General features: G+C 42.0%; 15 protein-coding genes and 1 tRNA gene. 3 read left to right on the plus strand and 13 right to left on the minus strand.

Going from position 1 to position 25,203, the window contains the following annotated elements; translation table 11 throughout:
• Positions 1–7: 7 nt before the first annotated feature.
• The 3 genes from OCU56_RS07760 to OCU56_RS07770 form a co-directional block, all read right to left on the minus strand.
• The gene (locus tag OCU56_RS07760; RefSeq protein ID WP_261872665.1) at positions 8–1,300 is read right to left on the minus strand and encodes a hypothetical protein; all 1,293 of its coding nucleotides are present in this window, start codon (positions 1,298–1,300) and stop codon (positions 8–10) included.
• Positions 1,297–1,995 carry an SGNH/GDSL hydrolase family protein gene (locus tag OCU56_RS07765; RefSeq protein ID WP_261872666.1) on the minus strand — a complete coding sequence of 233 codons (699 nt, stop codon included), beginning with the start codon at positions 1,993–1,995 and terminating at the stop codon, positions 1,297–1,299. Before OCU56_RS07765 ends, OCU56_RS07760 begins: the two co-directional genes overlap by 4 nt.
• A gap of 97 nt (positions 1,996–2,092) precedes the next feature.
• The gene (locus OCU56_RS07770) at positions 2,093–2,989 is read right to left on the minus strand and encodes a WYL domain-containing protein (protein WP_261872667.1); all 897 of its coding nucleotides are present in this window, start codon (positions 2,987–2,989) and stop codon (positions 2,093–2,095) included.
• Between the two features lie 633 nt (positions 2,990–3,622).
• Here OCU56_RS07770 and OCU56_RS07775 point away from each other — a divergent pair.
• Positions 3,623–5,620, plus strand: coding sequence for a DEAD/DEAH box helicase family protein (locus OCU56_RS07775; protein ID WP_261872668.1), 1,998 nt, complete (start codon positions 3,623–3,625; stop codon positions 5,618–5,620).
• 59 nt (positions 5,621–5,679) lie between these two features.
• Complete coding sequence (locus OCU56_RS07780) at positions 5,680–7,497, plus strand: DEAD/DEAH box helicase family protein (protein ID WP_261872669.1); 1,818 nt, start codon at positions 5,680–5,682, stop codon at positions 7,495–7,497.
• Between the two features lie 58 nt (positions 7,498–7,555).
• On the opposite strand, the gene OCU56_RS07785 is transcribed toward OCU56_RS07780, so the two are convergent.
• The 10 genes from OCU56_RS07785 to OCU56_RS07830 form a co-directional block, all read right to left on the minus strand.
• The gene (locus OCU56_RS07785; protein ID WP_261872670.1) at positions 7,556–7,723 is read right to left on the minus strand and encodes a hypothetical protein; all 168 of its coding nucleotides are present in this window, start codon (positions 7,721–7,723) and stop codon (positions 7,556–7,558) included.
• A gap of 19 nt (positions 7,724–7,742) precedes the next feature.
• Positions 7,743–8,456, minus strand: a complete 714-nt coding sequence (locus OCU56_RS07790; protein ID WP_261872671.1) for a zeta toxin family protein — start codon at positions 8,454–8,456, stop codon at positions 7,743–7,745.
• A gap of 2 nt (positions 8,457–8,458) precedes the next feature.
• Positions 8,459–10,498, minus strand: coding sequence for a BREX-1 system phosphatase PglZ type B (gene pglZ, locus OCU56_RS07795; RefSeq protein WP_261872672.1), 2,040 nt, complete (start codon positions 10,496–10,498; stop codon positions 8,459–8,461).
• On the minus strand, positions 10,498–12,303 hold the full coding sequence (locus OCU56_RS07800) for a DUF262 domain-containing protein (RefSeq protein WP_261872673.1): 1,806 nt from the start codon (positions 12,301–12,303) through the stop codon (positions 10,498–10,500). The genes pglZ and OCU56_RS07800 overlap by 1 nt, the downstream gene beginning before the upstream one ends.
• Positions 12,296–15,700, minus strand: coding sequence for a BREX-1 system adenine-specific DNA-methyltransferase PglX (locus OCU56_RS07805; protein ID WP_261872674.1), 3,405 nt, complete (start codon positions 15,698–15,700; stop codon positions 12,296–12,298). The genes OCU56_RS07800 and OCU56_RS07805 overlap by 8 nt, the downstream gene beginning before the upstream one ends.
• Entirely contained in the window at positions 15,697–19,074 is a 3,378-nt protein-coding gene (locus OCU56_RS07810) for a BREX-1 system adenine-specific DNA-methyltransferase PglX (RefSeq protein ID WP_261872675.1), read from the minus strand. Before OCU56_RS07810 ends, OCU56_RS07805 begins: the two co-directional genes overlap by 4 nt.
• 60 nt (positions 19,075–19,134) lie before the next feature.
• The gene (brxC, locus tag OCU56_RS07815; RefSeq protein ID WP_261872676.1) at positions 19,135–22,590 is read right to left on the minus strand and encodes a BREX system P-loop protein BrxC; all 3,456 of its coding nucleotides are present in this window, start codon (positions 22,588–22,590) and stop codon (positions 19,135–19,137) included.
• Between the two features lie 9 nt (positions 22,591–22,599).
• Positions 22,600–23,046, minus strand: a complete 447-nt coding sequence (locus tag OCU56_RS07820; protein ID WP_261874792.1) for a BREX protein BrxB domain-containing protein — start codon at positions 23,044–23,046, stop codon at positions 22,600–22,602.
• Positions 23,047–23,144: 98 nt separating this feature from the next.
• A complete protein-coding gene (locus tag OCU56_RS07825; protein WP_261872677.1) occupies positions 23,145–23,834 on the minus strand; it encodes a hypothetical protein in 690 nt (229 codons plus the stop codon).
• Positions 23,835–24,258: 424 nt separating this feature from the next.
• Positions 24,259–24,346 (minus strand) — tRNA-Ser (locus OCU56_RS07830).
• Positions 24,347–24,531: 185 nt separating this feature from the next.
• Here OCU56_RS07830 and OCU56_RS07835 point away from each other — a divergent pair.
• Complete coding sequence (locus tag OCU56_RS07835) at positions 24,532–25,131, plus strand: UPF0149 family protein (RefSeq protein WP_390904829.1); 600 nt, start codon at positions 24,532–24,534, stop codon at positions 25,129–25,131.
• The last annotated feature ends 72 nt before the right edge of the window (positions 25,132–25,203 follow it).

Genomic DNA, 25,203 nt, shown 5'->3' on the forward strand with positions numbered 1-25,203 from the left:
TTCATTATTATTTTTCAAGTACATCATCTATTTGTTGTTCGATACTTTGTCGCTGCTCTAATAACTGGATAAGATGATTGTATTTATTATCTAAATAGTGACTCTTTACTTGGCTAAGATCTGGAAGTTCGAGCTTTCTGAGATCACTTGGAAAAATCCTATAATGCGCAAGGCCATTGACTGAAAAATGTTTAAGAGTAAATTCCAATAATGTTTTTCCAACTTGAGAGGCTAAAAATAAGAATAATCTTTTACCATCCCAGTTACTGCCTTCCTTTGCTCGTAAAACGCTAAAAATCCCTTGGCAATAAATTTCCTGTTGCGGATAATCGGCTGGATAATAAGCAACTTTAATGTTTTCTCTATCGCCTCCCTTATACAATAAAATATCGCCTGGATTAACTAAGATACAAGAGTTTTGGCTTCTAACTTTTCGTTTAGATAATTCTATTTTTTGGGGTTCCACAATACCGAATGGGTTAATAGATTTAGGCAACAGTAGTCGAACATCCATTTCACCCTCTTCATTAACTAATCCGCTGTCGATTAGAGCATCTCGCTCCGGTCGCACTAACTCAAAGTATTGATTGCAGGGTAGCCATTTTGTATTTGGCTGAGAATAAGCCTGTTTTATGTGAGCTTTTAGCGTTGCTAGGTTGTGTTCAAAACCAATTTGATGCATTTGACTACGAAAGTGACGCTTTATAAGTGCATGCCAAGGACTACAAATATGGCTAATAAGCTCCTCATTGGTCGCAATGTCAACATTGGTTGTCGATAGCGGTTGGTTTTCGATAATATTGACGCACTCAATGAAATTATTCCAAATATTCAAAAGTTGCGCCGAATCATCATTGCCCATTAAACGTTCCATTTTGGATTGAATCTGTTTAACTTGAAACCGTAAATGATGGCGATATTCACCACCACTCACAGTCAAAGTCACCGTTCGTTGGTTTCTCACCGCTATTGTTGCGACTACATCAGACTCTGCGAGTGGATTTTGCAGAGTAAAATCATCCCAATTTTCAAGTGATTGCTTTAATTTAATTAGATTGTCAGGAGTGATGAAAATCTGCTGGTTTTGCTCTATGAAAAAGAGCCCACCTAACACGGTTAGTTGCGTCAAATTCATGGAGGTTGTCGATAAATCACGTTGCGTTAAAATTCCTAAATCAAAGAAATAACGCGATGTCACTGAAAGCGCTTCTAAAGCCGAATCTAACGTTAAGTGGCCCAGTTCCGTTTGCGTTGCAATAAAGTGATCACGCTGATCAAACCATTCTTTTGTTAAGCTCATGAACTTATCCCTCTTCCTAAATCATTTGACTCATCGCAACGTTCCCATATTGCCTGCGCAATCTTTTTCGCGCCATATTTTGATGGTTCAATAGGTGATACCGGAGCGTAGTCTAGCTGTTGATTACAAATAAATCGCAAGTCTAAAACAGGCAGTTTTCTGTTGGCGGCTTCTCGTAAAATCACTTCATTAAATAGACATAAAGCCACGCGTTCTGAATCAGGTAAATTAGGGATGCTGTCATAAATTGTGCATACCGTCAGGCACTCAAATTTGCTCTGTAGCTCATCAAGCATTTTTGTATAGCCTTGACGAAAATATTCACGAGCTTGATCCATAGACTCTAACGCATCAGCAACCGTTTTTGCTTGCGCTAATAGCAGTCCCGATGCGGTGTAACCTAATAAGTCGTTACCACCGCATGAAACAAAAGCATATTGTTTAGCAAATTGATCTTTTGGCTGAACTTTTTCTAGCTGGCCTGGGATATGCGCCATCACATGACCATCAACCGCTAACAGATCCACTTGAGTGGTGCACGATGTGTTATGTGGTTTACCAATTAAAGTCTCAAGCTGCTCTGAAACTGACTCACCTGATTGAACGTACGGTGCATTGTCAAAAATAGAGTCACCTAATAGAACAATTTGATTCGGTTGATATTGCGCTGCTTTCTCGTTTATTGTGTGTTTCATGGTTATGTACCTTTCTCGTTGTTGTGGCTCTACTTTATGCAAAAAATAACAACTGCATAAGTATCGAAAAATGGTACATGTAGCATTTTGGTACAGGCTATTCTTTCAACAAACCACGACCGATTAGCACAGCTCTAATCTCTGCCATATTTTTTATACTGATTTGACGATAATTTGACGGGTTACTTTGCTGGCAAAGACTTAACCCTAGGGATTCAATCAGATAATTTATCTGTGACAAACGACTGGCAATAACGAGCTCTTGATTGCTCATACCGTAGTCCTTTTCGATTAAGGATCGTTGATGTGCGTTCAGTTTTGGATCAGCTTGCAAAATAAGGTCAATGTCTGTGTTCCAATCACTGTCATTTTCTTTTGGATTAGGCGACCTACCTATGAGTTCAGGCTCTCCCACAAAGCGACTCAATACAAAGTCTCTATACGCTCTATTTTTTTCACAATAAGCACGAACGTGCCAGCGCAATGGCGTTTCAACTAATGAGTGCGGCGCGATGATACGAGACTCAACGTCTTCTGAGTTCATCGACAAGTATTCCACCTCCACGCGATCACCATTACTAATCGCCCGAACAATCGTCCTCATGATAATGGGATCAATAGCTCTAACTGGTGGCATTATAGAAGTCACTTCTCTAAAGCCGAGAGCCGAATGATTATTTTTTGACATTAGACGGTCATTAACCGCTAATAAATTAAGATATTCATCGACATGCCCTTTGGTAAATAAAGGTTGGAACGTTTTAGATGCAGTGTAACCGGCAAGTGGTAAGTCATATTCTAAATTGGTTGTAGAGTGCTCATTAATGTAACTATTAATCTCTCTAGAAGCCTGCTGGCGACCAATATCAAAACACTCACAAAGATGTCTGGTGGTTACCCTACCTTCCCAGTAGGCAATGATTTCGATGACTTGAAATCGAAGTAATGTTTTTTTGTTTATTGGTCTATCGGATGATGAACTATAAATTGGCATAAGTTATTGAAAGTATGATTGAAATTTCGCAAAATTTTACCATGTAGAAAAATTTGGTACTGAAACATAGGTCTGATTTTAGTTAAATTTCGCTTATTAAAAGGCCCATAAATTTCTACTAATAGGCTTATGATGATGACTTCTATATTCTATTCTGTAGTGGATGAATTGATTTGGCCACCTAACTAGATGTTTCGCAGTACTTCAGGTAACCTATAAAAAGCTAGATTAGCAATATAACTCAGAAATACCCTATTAGAATTTAAGTTGCTTTTTTACCATACATTAAGACAGATTATATTATCTGCTTATTCTAATTAGAGTAACGTCTAGTTAAATAAAGTCGTACTATTCCATGAGTGTACTCTTATTATCTCAACCCAGGGCAACCGCATGAGTGCCTAGTTTTTAGTCAGCGATCTAAATCCAGCATTAAGTACTGCCTCTAACTGTAATGATCCCGTTGGCGAGAGGACGTTAGAGACATTCTAGCTGTTTCTTGTAGCAAAGTAGATGGCGTAATATGATAAGCATTATACTATTGAATGTCGTATATTGAATCATATTAACTTGCCTCGAGGCTCCGGCTTTGGGGCTCCTTTTTTTAAACTCTTCCTCTTTTGATGGTATTTTATGCACGATAAAGCTCAAAGATTGCGTCAAGCGGTACATGCCGTATTAGAAGGTGACACATTGCATTCGCATCAGGTTTCAGCTGCAAGCAAAACATTTGAAGCCTTTCACGGTAACGTTAGAGCAGTTGTTACAGCCGCAGAAATGCAAGCTGGTAAATCTGGTATCGCCTTAGCTTTATGTTGCCTACAGCGTTTGAGTTTATCTGATAAAAATATCTGTGACCGTAAGCAGCTGAAAGATACCCTTTATCTCGTCACAATGCCCGATACAGCCCTAAAGGAACAAGCCGAAGATGATCTAAAACTTGCCAAGAACGTTATTGTTAGCAACTTCATCAACTTCGAAAAAGCTTTAGAGAATGAATTTAAAGGTAATCCTCCAAAGCTGATCATTATCGACGAATGTCATTATGGTTCAAATGTTGCTGCTGTTCGGTATAGCAAGGTATTTGACTACCTAGAAAGAGAGAATGACACCTGTAAAGTTGTCTTTATCTCCGCGACCCCTTTCGGTGCTCTATATGGTGCTGAAACCGAGTATCAAACTGCTATTGAATATCAGGCCGCTGCAGAGCATAACAACAACCAGAAATTATTAAATCAAGCAAAAGAAGCTGCTGAAAACGCAATTCGTGACTCCATCTTACGCAGAGACTTCAACACTCGCCTGGTTTTCCATAAAACGAGTGACGAATATTATGGTGTTCGAGAGATGCTCAAAAGCGGACGGGTTCATGGGCTAGATAAAGACAATAAAAACTTCCTAAATCAATCCGATGAACGAGATTCATTTGTTGAGCATTTCAAAAAGCATGAAGGTATGGGTTGGTCACTAGTCCGCGTACCTGCTGGCTTTGCAATGGAAGCTAAAGATTTTTTCATCTCGAACGGCATAGATAAAGAATCCGTTTATATTCTAGGTAACTCTTTAACAGGTGTTCCAGAAGACGAGCACTGTAGCATAGAGCAGTTTAAAAAGATCTTCGATGACGCTCAGCTTTTTGAAGACAAACTAATAGCTATAACTGTTGCTGGAGCTCGTGCAGGTATTAATTTCGGTTCAATGATGAAAAATGACCTAATCTCGACATGGGATAGCACTATTGCGAGTGTAGCTGCTGTAGTTCAGGCCAATATTGGACGAGCGTGTGGCTACCATGGCAACAACTCATCTATCCACTTTACAAATCTTAACGCTGCTGAAGCTTATGGCGGTATATTAGACCATCTCGAAAAAACATGCTCCGAACATGCAGCATCAGACTTCGAAGGCCTACGAGAATTCTTCGACGATATCTGTCAGGAGTATCATGTGAATGGCCTCGATGTCGGTCTAACAATAAAATACAAACGTCGTCGCCCTATTGGTGATGTGGAAACTTACAGTACGCAAGGATATACCGTGGTCCCTGCCAAACTGTTGGAAAACGACTACGACTTTGAAAAGCATACTAAAGATAAAGATGTTCTTCGAGCAATCCAAACTATTCGCGACGAATTCACTGCAAAAGGTGCCCCTAGCGTTAAAGGCAACCGTGCTATGCGTGGTAAAAAGAAAAACTGGATTAAAGCTCACTGGATCAATGGTGACAGTTACGACAACCCTGAAAAAGCTCGTGCTGACGGTACTCAGAAAGAGAAAACTCTGATGTATACAAAAATGCTAGATGACAATGAATATCTTGAGTTTAACAGAGTTGTCGCCCCCGGTTCCGGTGAACTATCAGAAAATAAGCTGGTTACTGCCGCGATATTTAGCATCTACAACATATCAAGACGTGATGTAAGCAAAAAGATAATGACTCAAGAAGATGTTTGGGAAATGTGTGATCACTTTGGCGTCGAGCGAGACGACACGTTATTTGTCGTTTATAAACGCGGCGAATACAATATAGAACGCTCAATAGCAAAGAAAGAACACAACGAACTACCCGAGAAAACGGGAGAACTGAGCGATGAGTCTCACTTCTCAGATACCACAGAATCAACATATTAGAAGAGAATCAAAGAACTATGGAAAACGCTAATAAACATAGAGAGTTGGTACAAAATTCGATGCAAGAGCTCACCTTTGCACACCAAAGAATTGCTGCCGACAAAGCGTTTTCCAAATTTCAAAATGGCTCTAGAGCAGTAGTTATCGCAGCAGAAATGCAGTCAGGAAAATCAGGAATTTCATTGGCGCTGAGTGGCCTACAAAGACTTTCATTGCCCGATGATAAAATATGCTCTCGCAAGTACCTTAAAGATACACTCTATCTCGTTACTATGGCTGACATAGCTCTCCAAGAGCAAGCTAAACAAGACCTGGCTGGAAGTAAAAATGTCATAGTTAGCAATTTCACAAATTTTGAACATTGCCTACGCGCTAGTTTCAAGCATCAGCCTCCCAAGTTAATTATTATCGATGAGTGCCATTATGGTTCAAGTAATAATAGTGTCCGATACGACGGCATATTTAATTATCTAGAGAAAGAAAATACAGATTGTAAAGTTGCATTTATTTCCGCCACTCCCTTTAGTGCTTTATATGCTGCAGGGGCTGACTCTATACTTCGTCACAGCTTTAATACATCTTTAGTGTTTCACAAAACAAGCAGCGACTACCACGGCATTCGTCAAATGCATCGCAATAACCAAATTATTAAACTCGATGAAGATTTCAGAGACTTTTGCGAAGAGTCCCTACTTCGCAGTCGGTTTATCAGGCAAATTCGGGAGCATTCGGGTAGCGGTTGGTCTTTGATTCGTGTCCCCTCTAGCCAAGCTAGATTGGCAAAAGACATTCTAGTAGCACAAGGCTTTGAAGCAGAACAGATTCATATAATTGGCCAAAAGCTGGTTGGCGTAGAAGATTCTGAGCTCTCTTCTATTGAAGACTTTAAGCGTGATTTTGAGGTGGCCCAGCTATTTGACGATAAGTTGATCGCAATTACTGTCGCTGGTTTTAGAGCTGGAGTGAACTTCGGTCAAGATATGAAACAAAGCCTCATCAACACATGGGATAGTACGATTGCTAACATTGCTGCGGTTGTTCAGGCTAACATTGGTCGTTCATGTGGCTATCACAACAATTCTACGGCAAAACACTACACCAACTTAGACGCTATAGGTGCTTATAGTGAGCTATTGGAGCATTTAGAGTCTCGAGATGAAAGTCAAGAATTTGAGGGTCTTCAGGACTTATTTGAACAAGTATGTGATAAATATAATGTTAGAGGTTTTGATAGAGGAATTGAAGTTTCACCGTTTAGACAAGTTAAAGAAACGAAAAAACTCGACGACACTAAAACCTACCTAACCAAAGGCTTTATCGTTGTACCAGGTAAGTTAGCAGAGCTTGACTTTGACTATAGTGCTTACACCCAAGATCCTGAGCTTCTTGAAGCGATAACTCTCATTCGCCAAGAATATCTTCAAGATGATGGGCCATATAGGAAGAAAGGTCGTGCAATGCGGGGCAACCACCAGAACTGGGTTAAAGCGCAATGGGTAAATGGCGCTACGTACGATGACAACACCGCAAGCTGTGCTAAATCCAGATCGATATCACTCACCTCTAAAATAAATAACGGTGAAGAGATCGAGTTCAATCAAATTGTTAATCCTGGTGGTGGTGAAAAAACCGAAGATAAGCGTGTTATGGCAAGTGTGTTCAGTATTTATAACCTTTCCGGTCAGATGGATGCATACAAACGTGCAATGGATGACGACGACATGCGGGAGATCTGCCGTATTTTTAACGTCGAAGAAGACAACACCCTAATCCTTATCTATCAGCGTGGCAATTTTTCACAAAGTTTGTCAGATCATAAAGCTCTTGCTGAAGATAAAGGGCAATATGGTCGTATTCGCCACAAAAGTGTGTTCTAGATACAACAAAGCCGCGTTGTTCGCGGCTTTGTTTAAAATACGCTAGTAGCTAACTGACTTAACAGTGGCAATTGTGCTGCTTGGCTTTCGCTATCATTGTTTTTTGCTCTTCAATAGTTTCTTTAACTACCTTGTCGAAGAACTTACGCTTTTCACCAGATTTAGCGTTACGCACAAATTCAGAGAAAGGGGTCGATTTTACCTTTTCACGTTTTTCAGTAAACATCCTGTCCTCCATATATTTATTAATTTAAGCCAACGATGGTTTTCAGATACTCGCGATTGTACTTTTTACGCAGAAGAGCGTCAATATCCGTCACATTAAAATGAGGTCTTTCGTTATTGCCGTCAATATTTTTCTCAATGAAAATAATATCAATTTGATCCTCGAAAAGCTTTTTCAGTTCACTGACTACTCTTTGTGATTCCATAAACTGATTTACAAATACCTCTTCAGGAACCCGCCTTCCTTCTACTATCTCTCGCGCCTTAACTAAGCACCATGCTTGCTCAGGTTCTTGATACACAAAAATAATCAGTATATAGCGATTACGTTTTAAAGAGCGCTGGATATTATCTTTAGCTTTTTCGAGACTAGAGAGCGTAGAATCCAATATAAAACTAACATCTCTCTTCAAAGCCCTATCATGGATCGCTTCTACTAATAATGTAGCAGGCCTTTGGAACAAAGGTGAGTTTATGCCATCATAATCTTCAAACTCTTTACGTAACTCGTCATTTTCTATATGAACAAGATCTACACCAGATTCACTTTTGAAGGTTTTGATCATGTTTCGAGCCGTTTCTGTTTTACCTGCCCCTGGAGAGCCAGCCATAAAAACCGACACCGCAGACTCTTCCTGAGGTAAATGATCGACCATCTCTCGAGCCAACTTCTTTTTCAGTTTTTTAGCTTCTTTAATCGCTTTCTGAGTAATCAGCTCTTCTTGAGATGACATAATTAAGCCTTATTAATATTTAACACAGGCGTCAAACATTCCTGCAATGACAGACCACCGTGATTATAGTGATCACCTGATACATAACCTGAAATACCAGGAGCCATCGCTATAGAAACATTCGGATTCCAGAACCAAGGTACGACTAAACCATCGTATTGAACATTGCTCTTCAATATCGCACAGCGACGTTGACGATTTGTCCCCAATGACTTGTGAATTTCACCTTTTGGTAAGCCATCTGGCACCCATAACCAGCCATGGTCTGTGACGATTTTGATTCGCTTCCAACCCGCGTCCAATAGACCTCGAATTCGTGCGACAACATCATCTAATACCTGCTCAATGTACTGGGGCATCTTTAACTGTTGCTTGTGACCTAAGTTATCTAGGTCTCCTGTTTGCACCCAGGCATAACCATTCTGTTCACCTGTTTCAAGGCCATCTAAGTACTGCCAGCCTCGTTCGGCAAGTAACTTCTTAAGGTAGTGACTACTAAAAGATGCTTGTGTACTCGCTAATGCTGGAATGAAATCATTGTTATCTTCTAAACCCGTTAGCAAGTCAGCCAACGGTGTTACCGCGGCTTTGGCTGTTGCTGTCAATGACGGAAGCGCAGACCATTGAGAAGTGAGATCGGTGTTTACACCAATGGCTGAAAGTTTGCTCTCCAATTGCTTCGCGGTATCGAAACGCAACCCATCAACAAAGAAAATCACTTGGCTACCAACAGAGTAGTTTGCTGATGTTTCTTTTAACTGTTTATCGCCAGGGTAACCATTCAATCGGACTTGATCTTGAAAGTTAAGCGCCACCCTTTCCAACCATGGCGTATAGATCACAGCTAGTACATCCGCAACCAACTGCTGATGGTGAATATCTTTCGCTTTTGCCATCGCACTCAGCACTGCGGCATCAGCCTGCCAGAAACGACTGGTATACAACTCAGCCATGCCCTCTGGCGAACCTGATGTAAATGGGATCTCTGTATGCTCAAGAACAATCGTAACTTGCTCTAAAATGTCTAACCAAGGAGAAAAGCCTAGCTGAGACCATATCCAATCTTGGCGTGATTGTTGGCTATTCCACAGTGTAGTGAACGTCTGCTTCAGGTTCTCACGATTACTGCCCGCTATTTGCTTAAATGCCTCTTCAATAGCAGATTCATCACGCAAGTTTTCGGATAAGTAATTTTGAGCGTCAAAAGCAAGTCCCGATGGTATTACTGTTTTTAGGCGGTCAACCAATGCAGAAAGATTGCTTGCTGTCTCTTCAAATCGCTCCCATACGCCTTGCCATACACCTTGAGCATCACAGAGCAACTCTAGAGCAAGTGCTATATTCGCTTCGTTCGGTTCAAAACCGTATCTTGACAAGCAGGACTGACTGAAAATACCCCACTTACTGCCTTGCCATTGTTCGAACTTTTCCGTTGGGTTATTAAGCCAACCTAGGATGTCTTTGATCGGATCATCCAAAACGATAGAATAAAAATCTTCAGCCTCTAACCTCTTGCCCTTCAACTTAGTTTCAGGCGTTTCCAACAGATCTGGCAATACTTGGATGATAGCTTCTTGAGTCTTTTTATCTTTTGCAAGGTCGAGTTCTAGACCTACTTTAGGATTAGTTAGGAACGAACCAACTGACCAGTCACGCCCTGCCGTGTTATACGCCCACCAGCAACCACGGTATTGTAGTTCAGCCAATGGTTGCAAATTCTCAGGGCATTGCTCAATAGCTCGTAAATCTTTTCGCCCAACACCAGGAAGATAAATGATTGGCGTTTTATCTTCAGGTAGTTCGCACTCTTCTAGTTTTGCAGCAATAGCACACTTAACCCAAATCGCTGGGCCTGTACGCTCTTCTGGCTTGTATTCACCGAGTTCAATTAGTTCAGGCAACTGCTGCTTGATGTATGGCATTGCGGATTGCCATTGGCAATCAATGTCTGTCCACAAAATGGCAGCAGGTGCTACTTGAACTGACTTATTAAAAGTTGCTGAGTTTCGCAACTGCTCGATTAAATAATTAACGACTAACATTAAAGCCTTTCTTTGTTCGAAATTGGTAACGGGTACATCTGCAAAATCTGTTGTACAAGCTCTTGCGTTCGATTATCGATCTGCTCGACCGACCACGAATCAGCTTTAGCAAGCTCAGCATTGAGGTACAAACCATTATTGTATCCCACAGGGCTGCCTTTCTTGTCCTGTCTATCTCGCTTTTCAATAAAGCTTTTGTTTCCAAGCGTACTGTTGTAGCCAGAAATAGTCAGATTACCGAGTTTATGAGCGTGTGTTTCCAAATACTGCTTCGCCAAAGCCTCATCACCTTGTGCGATCATATCGACCCAGCACTGAGGAATATTTTCTCCTTGCGGGAAGATATGCTCAATAGTCCAGACAAACTGCTTACCTTTAACAACCCACAAATTGCGCTCTGTCTCTCGTGTCATCCGACTCTGCTCTAGCGCACACAACACGTAACGACACACCGACTTATTGTCTGCGTATAAGTTGCCTGACAAATCACGTTTAAACGTTTCGTCATCAGCACTAACTCGACTTAAGCTCGTCGCCACCGCATCAACAATTTCATCCCCTTGAAGAGTTGGTATTACCCCAGTCAAATCCATAAAGATTCGAGTAAGATCGCGAGTGGCAGGTTTGTCGGTTGTATTACGTCTAACAAAGAAAGCAATCAATAACTTGGTGATATTTTCTAGGTGATCAAATGACAACCTTAGCTTTTCTTGCTTAGCAAAAAGCAGCATCAGAAGCAGATAAGAAGGCACCCCTTGAACACGTTCTAAATCTTCAAGCAAATAAGAAAGCCTTGGTTGCTCAGGAACCTGGTTATGGCAAATGATCTGTGCATACAGCTCAGAATGCTTAATCATCTTGGCAAGAAATGTCTCTGCATCATGTGAGATAAGCTTCTCATAGACTTGCATCAGGTTCGACTTAGTCGCAACAGGAACACTAACTATGTCTTTCAACTTAGGCTTAAACGCATTGTAGTATTGCCTAAAAAAGCGCTCCTGAACGCCATAATCATCACCGAGGTAACCTAATACCTTCGTCCAATTATTGAAATGCTTGTCGATTTGGCCTTCATCATCACTTTCAAGCTTAGCAAGTAGCTTGTTTTTAATAAGATCAATCGCGGTAAGTGGCACACCTCTATTGTTCAATGATTCAAACAATGTGTACGCATCAGCATGACTTGCCACCTCAATCTTGACTAAGGTTGCAGTATTCACTTTTTCTATTAGCGATGTTAGCGCTGACACTCTATCGCTTGATTCTTGGAGATATTCCTCAATTCGAGAGCTGAAATGTCGGAAAGCTCGAACAATTCTCCGATTACCCGCATTTGATGGGTAGTCGGCTTCTTTGAGTACGCCTGCTTGATTTAATACCCAGAAATAATCCTGCTGATTGCTATTTTGAACTTGCGGCACAATACGAGTCTGATCTGCATTGCTTTTCAAAATCAACTTGTGCTTCAAGTTATGAAGTTCGAGTTGTTGTTCAAATTCAAGTTCTACGTCAAGGTTCTTGAAGCATGAGTATATGGCTGCTTTAAGCAATGACAGAGTAGTCATTCTCTGTTGACCATCAACCAGCTCCAATGATTGTACGGCTAGGGCGTCGGTACTTTGGTTGATACAGATAATAGAACCCAAAAAGTAGCTTGGATCATTATCGAGCAAATCTTCAAATAATGTATCCCACTGCCATTTACCCCAGGTGTATTCACGCTGATACCTAGGAATAGCGTAGATGACTTTCTCATCTACGCTAAACAAGGCAGAAACCGCGTAGTTTTCTACCGACTTAATCATTCGCTTGTTCCCTAGCTGCTTTCTTTTCAGCAAGCGTTAGATGATGATCGTTAATACGACTACCCTCTTTCTCACCATAGACTGGGCCAAGATCAAACCATGGAGCGGAAGCTACGTCTGTACCTCGGTCTTTTTTCCAGTGGATGTTTGGCTTGCCACGAAGTACACCAGCGCCTTTTTTACCCACGTCTTTTGCTAGCATAAATGGGCGGATGTTGAGACGTACCCCATCATTCAAGTCTGGGTTCCAACCAATAGGTTGCTCTGCTAATGGTTTCCAGCGCACGAAGATATCCAAGCCTTTTTCTCCAGACAAAATAGCTTCAAGTTGAGTCTTTAAAATTTCAGCATGATTTAGGCGAATATCTGCACCATCTTTGTCGTCAGCTAGGTCGCGTTTCTGGGTACTGATCCAGTCATCTAGGTAAGTATAAATCAGGCGTTCAAGTCCTTTGTAATCAAGCTTATGGTAGTTAACAAGAGCTGAGAAGCCGTCTTTTAAGCCGTCCCAAACTTGCCAAATAAATGGACGGTGTTGGAACAGTTTAGAGTGTTGGTCAAAGAACTTGTCTCGCAACCAGCTTTCAAGATCTTTCGCTTTTACTGCTTTAAGTAGATTTTGTTCAACTGAACTTGTCCACTCGTTTCCGTAGGCTTTATGTAAGATTGCTTCTAAACGCTTAGCCGCTGTTTTCTCGCCACGCACTGCTGGAATACAAACAATACCGTCATCGTCAATCAAGCCAGCAAAGTCTTCTTTCTTCTTCATCACTTCGCGCATTTCTGGCGCAAGCTCCATTTCAGGATCAAGTTCGGCAGGCCATTGATAGCCAAGTAAACGAGCGACAGTAACTTGTAGCACAGTGTCATCTTCGCGCAGTTTAGTTACAGCCGTCGTTTTAGATTCTTCATCCCAAATAACTGATGCGCATGGGTGGCCGTGAAACACCCATTGAGTAGGATCATCTGAATAAGGTAAAGGAAGACCTTTTGGAAACTGTTGATTTGATACACTCACCCAATGTTCAATGTCAACCTGAAATCTTTCAAAGTATCCATTGTCAACACTTAATGATTGATTCATCTGTCTAACTGAATTCACCATTTCTTCAGACGAAGCAAATGCCCAAATAGCCGAGAGATGTTTTTCATCTTTTGGTATCAACGTAGGCACAAGGCTATGAAAATAATCACCTTGATACAAAGAGGGGTAAAGTGAAGCCACTCGATCTATAGATATACCTTTCTTCTTCCAAGCATCCTTACCTCTCAATGCACCTAATTTTAATAGACCATTGGTTACTTGCTTACTAATTAAGTTATCTCTACCAGAAAAGACGCCCTTACCTTGACATGAGCCTTGCATAAACTCCCACTGCGCAACTCTGTTACGATAATCTAACTCCCATATTGCTCGCTTTAACCTCAAGTCGTCACCAGAACTGAGTCCTTGATATGAGTTTAGATAGTCCCTCATATAACCTAGTTTCGAGCTAGCCTCTAACTGAATCATAGAATCTGGATTTTTCATTTGACCTAGTTGATTTACTTCTTGAATATTTACCTTGGGAAGCGCTACTTGTTTATCTATAGCTGCTGATTCTTTAGATACATCAACCCCCACAAATGAGTAAGAATTATTTGGCAAAGAATTAGTTAAAGTTAATAGCTGCACATTAAAATCCCACATAGGAGTTTGAAACCCTTTTGCACCCAAGCGACAAAGAAAATTCCAGCTGCTAAATTTAAGAAGTTTGTCTCTGAACGTTTTATATGTCGTCAAAAACAACCAGTTTTGAGGAATTACAACACTAACCACTCCAGATTTACTGGTTTGCTGGAGGCTACGCTCCAAGAATACTGTCGCTAAATCATTACTTGCTTCAAGGTAATATTTTTCGCAAAACTCTCTTAAAGTCTTACTTTGTTTACTACGACTCAAATAAGGTACATTTGTTACAACCCACTGATAATTCCCCGATAAGATCTCAGCAACTTTGACCAACCCTTGCGTAAAAACTTTTGCTTCGCGACTAGCTTCGGATTTATTTGGAATTGCTTGTTGAAAATATCTCCACGGCGTTAACTGGCTGTCTTTTAAAGCTTTAACTGGATCAATCAAACTCCCTAACGTAGGAGCATCTTTAAAAGTATCCTGCATCCAAGTAATAGCATCTGTTAATGCTTCATCACCTTTCGCTAAATCTTTCCACTCTTTTTGTGCTTCAGCAATCGACATACCTGAACAGGCTAATTGCAGCTCAGGTAACACACGGTAACCACCCGCATTTGGGTAACGCCACGCTTCTAAAGCCAGCGCAAATGCCGCCAGCTCTACACAGCGTTGATCAAGCTCAAGGCCATGAATGTTATCGCGCAGTACCGCATCAACCGCTTGCTTCTCTGACAATCCTTCAAGTTGCATACGCATAGGGACAAGCATTAGGAAAACAGCCACTAGGAAGTGACCAGAGCCACAACAAGGATCGAGTGTTTTTAGCTCCGACAAGTGCTCAGGCCATTTTTCAAACCCACCCGCTGCTGGTTTCCATGATTCTGCTTTTTGTTCGCTGTCGGCACTCTCTTCCTTAGTAAAACGAAGATACTCTAGAGGAACCCCAGGAATAGCCGCTAACTCACGAAGTTCTTGCTCATTGTTTGCGCGGATTAAATCATCTTGAGAAAGGCGTTTATTGGCCCACCAAGCCCCAAGCGCATTGTCGAGTAAGAAGCTCACCATGTAAGGTTCTGTAAATAGCTGGGTAACAGGGCTTAGTTCCTGTGCACCAATTTTCACACCTGACTTATTAACCTGATCTTTCTTCTTGGTTTGCCAGAACTGGTAACACCAACCTAAGCTGTCTTGCGCTTGGTAGGTTTGAGGATCTAGCTGAACAATCAGACTTTCTAACTCTTCCACGCGGTTCATCGATAGCTTGATATCGAATACAGGTGAGTCCACACGGAAAATCTGTGGCAGCATTTTTTGAGCTAAGCGACCTGCAAGTTCCCAACCGTCTTTACAATCAGGCTCTTCTTCTGCCAGCTCAAAACATTCATCTAGCGAGACTGGCGTGTACTCGTCATACATCAATAGGTCGTTTTGTTCTAGGTAACGAGCAAACAGCATACGATGCCAGTGCTCATAGGCCATTTCGTTGATTAGTCGCTCAGTTTTTTGCTTGCCATCTTTTAGTTTGTCGCCGAGCTGACGAGCATGGGCACGCAACTTATTACGCAGCGTACGTTCTTCTTCGCTTAAATAGCTTGGAGCTTGAGTCTCTGCCACACCCAAACGTTGTAGCGCTTCAAATACGGCTTTTTCTACAATATCACGGGCTTTAACAACCGTATCTTCTAACTTTTTACGCAGTATTTTATCTAATGCTTGTCTCATGATTGCTCTCTTGCTGCTTTCTTTTCTGCGAGAGTTAAATAATGATCGTTAATACGACTACCCTCTTTCTCACCATAGACTAGGCCAAGATCAAACCATGGAGCGGAAGCTACGTCTGTACCTCGGTCTTTTTTCCAGTGGATGTTTGGCTTGCCACGAAGTACACCAGCGCCTTTTTTACCCACGTCTTTTGCTAGCATAAATGGGCGGATGTTGAGACGTACCCCATCATTCAAGTCTGGGTTCCAACCAATAGGTTGCTCTGCTAATGGTTTCCAGCGCACGAAGATATCCAAGCCTTTTTCTCCAGACAAAATAGCTTCAAGTTGAGTCTTTAAAATTTCAGCATGATTTAGGCGAATATCTGCACCATCTTTGTCGTCAGCTAGGTCGCGTTTCTGGGTACTGATCCAGTCATCTAGGTAAGTATAAATCAGGCGTTCAAGTCCTTTGTAATCAAGCTTATGGTAGTTAACAAGAGCTGAGAAGCCGTCTTTTAAGCCGTCCCAAACTTGCCAAATAAATGGACGGTGTTGGAACAGTTTAGAGTGTTGGTCAAAGAACTTGTCTCGCAACCAGCTTTCTAGATCTTTCGCTTTTACTGCTTTAAGTAGGTTTTGTTCGACCGAGGTTGTCCACTCGTCACCGTAGGCTTTGTGTAAGATAGCTTCTAAACGCTTAGCTGCGGTTTTCTCACCGCGCACTGCTGGAATACAAACAATCCCGTCATCATCAATCAAGCCAGCAAAGTCTGCGTTCTTCTTCATCACTTCGCGCATTTCTGGCGCAAGTTCCATTTCAGGATTAAGTTCCGCAGGCCATTGGTAACCGAGTAAACGAGCGACAGCGACTTGAAGTGCAGTGTCATCTTGGCGCAGATAAGCTACAGCAGTCGTTTTAGAATCTTTATCCCAAATAACTGATGCGCATGGGTGACCATGAAAGATCCATTGAGTCAAATCGTTGCTATATGGTTTCGGTAATCCATTAGGATATAAATATTTAGCTATGTGCTCCCACTTAGACAACTCAAACCCAACTTTTAGCATCGTAGAATTGGTAACTTTCAACGCTTGATCGATTTCTCTAATTTGACGGGATAGCTCACCTGACTCGGCATAACACCAAAGCGCAGGTAATGCCTTAGAGTCATTAATAACCATCTGTGCGACATTTGTATCTGATGCTTCTCCTGTTCCAAGGGTTACTGGTAAATCTCCCATAGCACTGATGGTTATACATTTTTTCCCCCAAGCTTCTGTACCACGAATATACGCTGTACCCTCTACTTCAGCTTTATATTTAACATCAGACAAATTTAGAACTAGCTCGCGACCACCGAAATGAAGCGTCTGCTTAACTGTGCTTTGCCAGTGAACCCATCCGTTAGCGTTAACTTCACTAAAATTACGACCAAACCGAGGGAAATCAGCAGGTGAAATACCTTGGTAGCAACCAGCAGATTCCTCTAATAATTCGCCATACTCTTGTTTAAAGTTAATTCTACTATCTGGATTTTTAAGTTGATTTACTTGGATTCCAAATTCAGGATCACCATACCTCAAAGAATTACTTTTTTGCTGAACATATTTAAAATCTGACACATCTATGCTTGCAATAACATTTGTTTCCAATGGATGGCTTTTCCTCATCTGAAGTAATACGACTTGTACAACCTCACCTGAGATAGTTTCAAATGCCCCGCTCCCGAGTCGACAAACACTAATCCATGTATAATTTTCGAGTAAATATTTACGAAGGTGCTTATAGCTAGTGAGAAACAGCCAGTTTTGTGGCAATACAATACTTGATACTCCACCTGTTTTACTAAGCTCAAAGCTTTTCTCTAAAAATACCGTAGCTAAATCACTTTTTGAAAGTGGATAGTTATCTTCAATCTCTTGTTTTAGTACATCTGTATGTTTACTCTTGGAAAGGTAAGGCACATTTGTAATCACCCATTGGTACTTATCAACCAACAAACTAGCTGCCTTTAATAAACCTTGTGCAACACTTTTTGATTCAAAGTCAACATCCATTTGATTCGCAAGTCTATGCTGAAGAACCTCCCAAGGTTTTGATTTATCGTCACTTAATACTTTTAGAGGGTTAATTAAACTACCCAAAGTCGATGCATCTTTAAAGGTATCCTGCATCCATGCAATCGCATCGGTCAATGCTTCATCACCTTTCGCTAAATCTTTCCACTCTTTTTGTGCTTCAGTAATCGACATACCAGAACAAGCTAATTGAAGCTCTGGTAACACACGGTAGCCGCCTGCATTTGGATAACGCCATGCTTCTAAAGCCAATGCAAATGCCGCCAGCTCTACACAGCGTTGATCAAGCTCAAGGCCGTGAATATTATCGCGTAGTACCGCGTCAACCGCTTGCTTCTCAGACAGTCCTTCAAGTTGCATACGCATAGGTACAAGCATTAGGAAAACTGCCACTAGAAAGTGACCAGAACCACAGCAAGGATCGAGTGTTTTAAGCTCCGATAGATGCTCTGGCCATTTTTCAAACCCACCTGCTGCTGGTTTCCATTGAGTCGCCTCCTCTTCCTTAGAGAAGCGAAGATATTCTAAAGGAACCCCAGGAATAGCCGCTAACTCACGAAGCTCTTGCTCATTGTTTGCGCGGATTAAATCATCTTGAGAAAGGCGTTTATTGGCCCACCAAGCCCCAAGCGCATTGTCGAGTAAGAAGCTCACCATGTAAGGTTCTGTAAATAGCTGGGTAACAGGGCTTAGTTCCTGTGCACCAATTTTCACACCTGACTTATTAACCTGATCTTTCTTCTTAGTTTGCCAAAACTGGTAACACCACCCTAAGCTGTCTTGCGCTTGATAGGTTTGAGGGTCTAGTTGTGCAATCAGACTTTCTAACTCTTCAACTCGGTTCATCGACAGCTTGATATCGAAAACAGGCGAGTCCACACGGAAGATTTGTGGCAGCATTTTTTGTGCTAAGCGACCTGCAAGTTCCCAACCGTCTTTACAATCAGGCTCTTGTTCTGCCAGCTCAACACATTCGTCCAATGTGACTGGCGTGTGCTCGTCATACATCAGTAGGTCATTTTGCTCTAGGTAACGAGCAAACAGCATGCGATGCCAATGCTCATACGCCATCTCATTAGCCAAGCGCTCTGTCCCTTGCTTACCGTCTAGCAGGCGATCACCCAACTGTCGTGCATGGGCGCGTAATTTATTTCTTAATTTGCGTTGCTCTTCAGTCAGATAACTTGGCGCCTGACTTTCTGCTACGCCTAGGCGCTCTAGGACTTCATTAACGGCAGCCTCTACAATGTCACGGGCTTTAATTACTGTATCTTCAAGTTTTTTACGAAGTGTTTTATCTAGTGCTGTTCTCATAGTTCTATCTCGTAAAATGAATGCCCGCCAATAAAGGCGGGCAGTTTACTTAATTGTTAGTTAGTTTGGCATTACAGGGCCATTTGCCAGTTGGGCACGAAGTTTTTGCTCAGTATCTGCTAGCCATTTCTGCAAGTCTTGCTCAGACTCAATAATAGTCCGATCCAACTTTTGGTAACGAACCTTGGGTTTAAGCTCTTGAATGACGTCTTTGAGCATCCTTGTGAAGATACTTTGTAATGCAGATGTTTTATCATTCCACTGATTAAAACTAATCTCATCTAAGCTGTTAAATACTCCATCCGCATCACCTATATTGAGCTTTGGAAGTTCTAACAAGTTGTACTTATTCAGATAGCTCTCTTGTTTGTCTTTAGAAATAGACTCCCAAGTTTGATCACTTTGTAACTCGATAAGACAACTGCGGTGCTCTTTCTCAAACTTATCGTAATGTGCCGTGATAGCAGTGCGAAGTTCATCTATTGCTCTTTTAAATAGAGGTTCAATAGGGTTAGGTTCTTCTAGCAAACTTCGGTTTGCAACAATCGCTTTCATTTGTTCAGTTAACTGCGTATGGATAGACAAGTCTTTACAATAGCCCAAGGCTTCGTTGATCTTATGCCATTGCTTCAATCGCATATCAGATTTGTGCGCAAGGTCTTTCCACTGTTGAAAATCACTAATAAGCTGGTCTTTGTATTCATATGCTTTAAGCAATTGATCGTTACCCGCATACATCTCAAGCTCTGCTAGCAGTTTGGTCGATGGCGCCATAGGCAAGGGGGCACTCCCTCCTGCACTATTAGCAACTTGCTTAGCATTCAAAATTGCTAGGGGTAGTTTTACCGCCTCTTCTCCTGCTCCGCATGCCTCTTCTAATAAAGTATTAACGACACTTTTGATTTTTATTAATTGCACTTTTGATAAAGTGACACTTTCAGGTCTGAACTTTGATTTGGTGACCGCACTTCGCTCTAAACTTTTTGCATCGAGCACTTTTTCGTTAGTGTCTGATGCGCGCAGAACATTACCTGTAAGCATGGCATAAAGCGCACCATCGATTGTGTCGTTGCTCCAGCCATATGGGGCTTGTTTAAAGTTATCTCGAATATCTTTACCTGTTTTCATTGCGCCAATGAAACGATGTATCTCAGCACAAACAGGATGCTTAACCACTTCACCTGTATAGTTAATTTGCTCAAGAGCGTTAGGATCTGAGTGTTGACTTGCACTGTTAAATACCCTCGCCCATCCGCGATCATCCGCAAGCTTGAATTTAGGGAATAAACGTTTGCACGATATCTCTCCCGCCGCTTGTATCTGCTCAGTTAGTGAATCACCTTCAATTTGCTGACCTCCCGCTAACCTGACTTGAATTTGAGAGTAAATTTCACTCAAAATCTGCTTCTTGGTTCGCTCAGCTTCAGTGCGGCGCGTCTCCATAGCTTGAAGTGCATCTTTGCCTGCTTCGGTATTCGCTCTACCTCGAATATCTAGCGTATTCTCTGCCGCCTTAAAAGCAACGATGGCTTTTTGCAACTCGCTTTGATGTGTAGCCGGAACGTAAATAAAGATAGTAGCGCTATCTGGATCTGAGCCACGCGAATAATCATTGAATTGCTTCTCGGTTAGCACTGGTGCCCAAGCATAGATTTGTTGATTAGCCTCAGTTGGCAACTCCGAATCAAAACTAATTAGGATCGGGCGTGGTTCCTTAATCTCACCTTGTGTAATACGGGTTTGTAGAACTTGTTTTCTTACATGGCTCTGAATTTCTGAGCTTCGATATTTTTCTAGTATCTGAGGGTTACTTACCAAGTCACTTTCTTGGCGACGGAACTCATCATACCAAGCCTGGCTTTCGACGGTCTGCAAGCTGTATTCACGGCCTTGGGTTGTCTCACGAGACATGATCAAGTGTTCGTCTTCGAGCGCTTGCAACATTTTTGGAACGCGGACTCGCAGTTCATGCTTATCGTTCACTAAATCTTCTAGAAGCAAATCCGACAAACTGTCTACCGTTGCATAAATGCCATACTTCATCTCAGCCGGGAGTTTGCTAATCAGGAGAATTAGAGAGAGCAAACGGCCTTGCAGCTTATTGTCCGCGTCACTATTCACTTTACGACTGATGGTTTCGTAAATGTCTTTTGAGATCACACCTGTTTGTAGCAGGTTTGTTGAGATTTGTTGGTAAAGGAAATCAGCTGGAACCACATAACCTAAATCTTGTTCAGCGTTGGATTTTAACGCTTCATGAACAACACGAAGTTGGTTACGCAACTGTGAACCTGTTCCAGTGCGATCAAGTGCGGGTAATACGCGCTCCCAGAAGCGACGGCGAACGGGTAGTAATGGATAATCAGGTACCATCCACTGTTCGTCATCTTTATTGTGCTCAATAGTACTGCCACGCAAATGCCTGGAGATTTCACCCAGGTTGCCATCAACTACTGCTTTCACCGCAGGTTTGGCGGATTCTTTTTTCTGCAGTATAACTTTACGAATAACCGCATCTACATCAGTATCTTCTAACTGAACGGGAACTTGGAAACGTCCCATCAATCGTTGCAGGTTAGCCATTCCTGACAGTGCACTTTGACCAGTAGCGACAAACAAAAGCTTTGTTTTTAGCGCACCTGCGCCACTACAAGTTTCGACAACCTCTTGTACATCGAATGCTTTTTGTACATTGTCACCGATGTACTGCTGGACCTCATCCAGAACAACCAATGTTAAAGGCAGTTCACCGTTTTCTGAAATAGCGTCGACAATAGCTGAGACCATTTCGTCATTACTGACGTCATCTACTATTTTGTATTGCGCTCGCAAAGTTTCGCGTACATCTTTAAGATCTGAGCCAATACCGGGAACGGATTGCATTACAGCATCATGCATAATAGGTGATACGTGTAAATTTTTAAGCTCTTTCTCCCACTGCTTCCCTTTTCCTTCAATGAAGGTTTTCACGGCTTCAAATACGCCTTCAGATTTCAGCCACATTACAAATCTTGCTAGGTGATATTGCTCTGGAAGTCCTGCTGATTTGAAAATAATCCCCAATAATGCCATTCGCACCTTGTCACCCGCACCAGCGCCAAGCGTTCCTGACGCTGCATGTAGGCCACCATGGACTTCAGCCAGTGAGGTTAATTCGTCCAACTGACAAGAAATCCCATCAGGAAGATCCGCTATCGAACGAGCTTTAGCTCCCCCGTTTAGGGTCTGGTTTGTCCATAGAGTTCTTAGCATTTTAGCCAAATGGGATTTACCTGAACCAAAGAAGCCGCTAATCCACACGCCTGGCTGCTCACCACGTGATTTGAGTGCAGATAGATAGTTGAACAGGATACTATCCATACCTTTTTCATAAGCGCCATCACAGACAAAGGTGCGCAGTTCGTACTCCAGAGTATCTAGCGCGCCCTCTGAGAGATCATCTTTAACTTGTGCAACACCATTGTTTGCAAGACGGCTGTTTACCGGATCGTTGACAAATATTTCACGATTGAGCATTTGAATTCCTTATGACGTGGCTGAAATGGCGGTTGCGTGATATCCCCAACCATCTTTCGCATCTAAAAGTTGATAATTATTGTTCTGGACTTCGCCAGGGAAGAAAACGACTAAACGACCCGTGATACGATCTGCTAGGGCTTCTACAAGACCAGAAACCGAAGCAAAGCCAAATAAAGTCCCGCACCCTAATAAAGCGACTACACCATCTGGTGATTGAGACTCTTCTACTCTCTCTATGAGTTTATCGACGAGCTCGTCTGCAAAATCTTCGTACAGCGCTTTCAAATACTCAGGATCTTCAAAGTACGTTTCCTTATATTCATTAGTTGACATCCATTCTTCGAAACTGAGGGTAAGATCGTGCAAGCTCCATGGATGATTGCTCGCAGTTGTTGCCAGTTCAAAGTCTTCAACCCGCGCTCTGAGTTTTAGCTCGTCTTCCTTGTGGTACACCAAGAATATGGTTCTTTCTGCAGCCGAGACGGTAGTGGGCCAAGGTGTTGATACATGTTTTTCGTAGCTTCTTAAAAGCTTGGATATTCTATCTTGCATCATTCATTACCCGGCATTTCTATAGTGGGAAACGTTACTTCAACCACTTCACTCGCTTGCTTAAATTTAAGTAGCCCTCTCATAGAGGCTCGGTGGGCTAAGTCGTATAACTCTTCTTTGTCGTCTGAAAGCAACTGACACCAAAAACTGTCAAATAAACGTTGCCCACTTAAACCGTGGCAATGAGCTAGAAAAAGAGCAAACGCTACATTGACATAACTTATTTGTGGAGCCTCCCGAGATTTCTTAGAGGAATTAGATAAGTAACCTGCCTGTGACCAACTACTACTTAAATTCCGGACTAAAGACTCTAGTGTATTCTTACTAAACTTTTCGGGGTATGCTGCTGCCATGTGCTCTTCGAGATCACTTTTCACAAATGCCGCTCCAGGCCTCAAAATACAGATCATTGACGCTGAATTGTACAGATAAGGATCACGAGCTATGGCTAGCTGGAAAGCAAGCAAGTCTTGTGCTGATTCATCAAGCTCCCACCAACTGCGGAACACTTGAAATAGAAATACATCAGGAGACAAAGCATATAGGGTACTCAATGGCTTGAATGTATATTTACGCGAGTTTTCAGTTGGTTTTTGCAGCAAGTTAAAATCTTCAACATCACTTCGGTAGTCTTCATGAGTTGCTGATTCTGGGCGGCTAAACAGCAATGTCTTTAGCTCTTCTAGCATAATTGTACGAGCAGTATGTGCCCCGCTAGTCGTTTTATAGCGAAACCCTATAGAGTCCAGGTTTGATCGACTTTGCGTACTATTATCTTCCAACAAGCTTTTTACCTTTTCAATTAATATTCTATTTACAGGCACAAATTGTAATTTAATTTTCTGCAAACTAATATGATGTCATTACTCGTATGTGGCTGAAATCTCATCAAACAATCGGATATTTCAATCATTCGAGTGAAAGTTTAAACTTCAAAGTTCGATATCTGTTTTTGACATCGACATGCGGTTCAGTTTTACTCAAGATCTAAGCGGTCAAAGGCTACCATGTAAGAATGTGTCGCATTTGTTATAAATGGACAAAGTGCGCCTTATATATCAAGGGCTTAGAAACGCAAAAAGGTGTCCGAATGGACACCTTTTTACTTGAATGTGGCGGTGAGTGAGAGATTCGAACTCTCGATACGTTGCCGTATACACGCTTTCCAGGCGTGCTCCTTCAGCCACTCGGACAACTCACCGAATTTGTAGTGTTGACTGTGTGTGTCAACGAGGCGCTAATTTAATGATTTGTTGGCGGTTGGTCAAGTCTATTTGTAGGGTTTTTACTATGTTTTTGTTTGTTTGCGCAATTATTGTCTAGTTGGTAAGAAATTAAAGCATTTACTGTGATTTATCACAGCTTTTAGCTTGCTAGGCTTGTACAATGTGCAAAACCTTTTTATGGATAAACATTTTGGATTTAGCTCAGATTATTGCTCAACCAGAGCTGGAAGATCGCCTTCTTCCTTATCATCAAACACTTGGGTTTATTACGGCTCTTGCGGCCGCGCCCAATACTCTGGATCCTTCACAATGGATTGCTTACTTATGGGGCGGTGAAGAACAGGCGCCTTTTAGTGATGGGGAGCAGTTAGAGTCTTATTTAGAGGCGGTCATTGGTTCGTGGAATGCCACTCGCCCTGCTCTGTTTGAAGGCACTTGGCAATGGCCTGTTGAGTGTGACTTAAATGATCAAGAGATTGTGACTGAAGCCACTAAACAGTTTTGTGAAGGCTTGCTACAAGGGTGGCAGTTAGCTCAGGATGATTGGCAAACGCTGATGCCTGAAGAGAGTCAAGACAATGCCTTGCTAGGTGGTGTATTGCTTTCTATTAGTATGCTGTACGATCCTGAGACGTCTCTTGCTACCCTTTCTGAAGAAGGGATGAACGGTCTGGACCAGTTTGTCGAAATCTTTAACGCTGTGCCTATGATGTTATGTGGTTTAACCCAGCGCGGCGCAACATTGGCTGCTGATCAATAAACTGGCCTGCACCCACAAAAAAAGCCCTCGCTATGAATACAATAGCGAGGGCTTTTCTCATTTTATGCACGA

The organism is Vibrio rarus (genome assembly GCF_024347075.1).
GTDB classification, from domain to species: domain Bacteria; phylum Pseudomonadota; class Gammaproteobacteria; order Enterobacterales; family Vibrionaceae; genus Vibrio; species Vibrio rarus.

What these genes read in the sequence shown, in the direction of transcription:
- OCU56_RS07775 (WP_261872668.1), top strand. Translation starts at nt 3,623, where the DNA reads ATGCACGATAAAGCTCAAAGATTGCGTCAAGCGGTACATGCCGTATTA.
- pglZ (WP_261872672.1), bottom strand. Translation starts at nt 10,498, where the DNA reads ATGTTAGTCGTTAATTATTTAATCGAGCAGTTGCGAAACTCAGCAACT.
- OCU56_RS07835 (WP_390904829.1), top strand. Translation starts at nt 24,532, where the DNA reads ATGTGCAAAACCTTTTTATGGATAAACATTTTGGATTTAGCTCAGATT.
- OCU56_RS07760 (WP_261872665.1), bottom strand. Translation starts at nt 1,300, where the DNA reads ATGAGCTTAACAAAAGAATGGTTTGATCAGCGTGATCACTTTATTGCA.
- OCU56_RS07810 (WP_261872675.1), bottom strand. Translation starts at nt 19,074, where the DNA reads ATGAGAACAGCACTAGATAAAACACTTCGTAAAAAACTTGAAGATACA.
- OCU56_RS07785 (WP_261872670.1), bottom strand. Translation starts at nt 7,723, where the DNA reads ATGTTTACTGAAAAACGTGAAAAGGTAAAATCGACCCCTTTCTCTGAA.
- OCU56_RS07780 (WP_261872669.1), top strand. Translation starts at nt 5,680, where the DNA reads ATGCAAGAGCTCACCTTTGCACACCAAAGAATTGCTGCCGACAAAGCG.
- OCU56_RS07805 (WP_261872674.1), bottom strand. Translation starts at nt 15,700, where the DNA reads ATGAGACAAGCATTAGATAAAATACTGCGTAAAAAGTTAGAAGATACG.
- brxC (WP_261872676.1), bottom strand. Translation starts at nt 22,590, where the DNA reads ATGCTCAATCGTGAAATATTTGTCAACGATCCGGTAAACAGCCGTCTT.
- OCU56_RS07825 (WP_261872677.1), bottom strand. Translation starts at nt 23,834, where the DNA reads ATGCTAGAAGAGCTAAAGACATTGCTGTTTAGCCGCCCAGAATCAGCA.
- OCU56_RS07790 (WP_261872671.1), bottom strand. Translation starts at nt 8,456, where the DNA reads ATGTCATCTCAAGAAGAGCTGATTACTCAGAAAGCGATTAAAGAAGCT.
- OCU56_RS07800 (WP_261872673.1), bottom strand. Translation starts at nt 12,303, where the DNA reads ATGATTAAGTCGGTAGAAAACTACGCGGTTTCTGCCTTGTTTAGCGTA.
- OCU56_RS07765 (WP_261872666.1), bottom strand. Translation starts at nt 1,995, where the DNA reads ATGAAACACACAATAAACGAGAAAGCAGCGCAATATCAACCGAATCAA.
- OCU56_RS07770 (WP_261872667.1), bottom strand. Translation starts at nt 2,989, where the DNA reads ATGCCAATTTATAGTTCATCATCCGATAGACCAATAAACAAAAAAACA.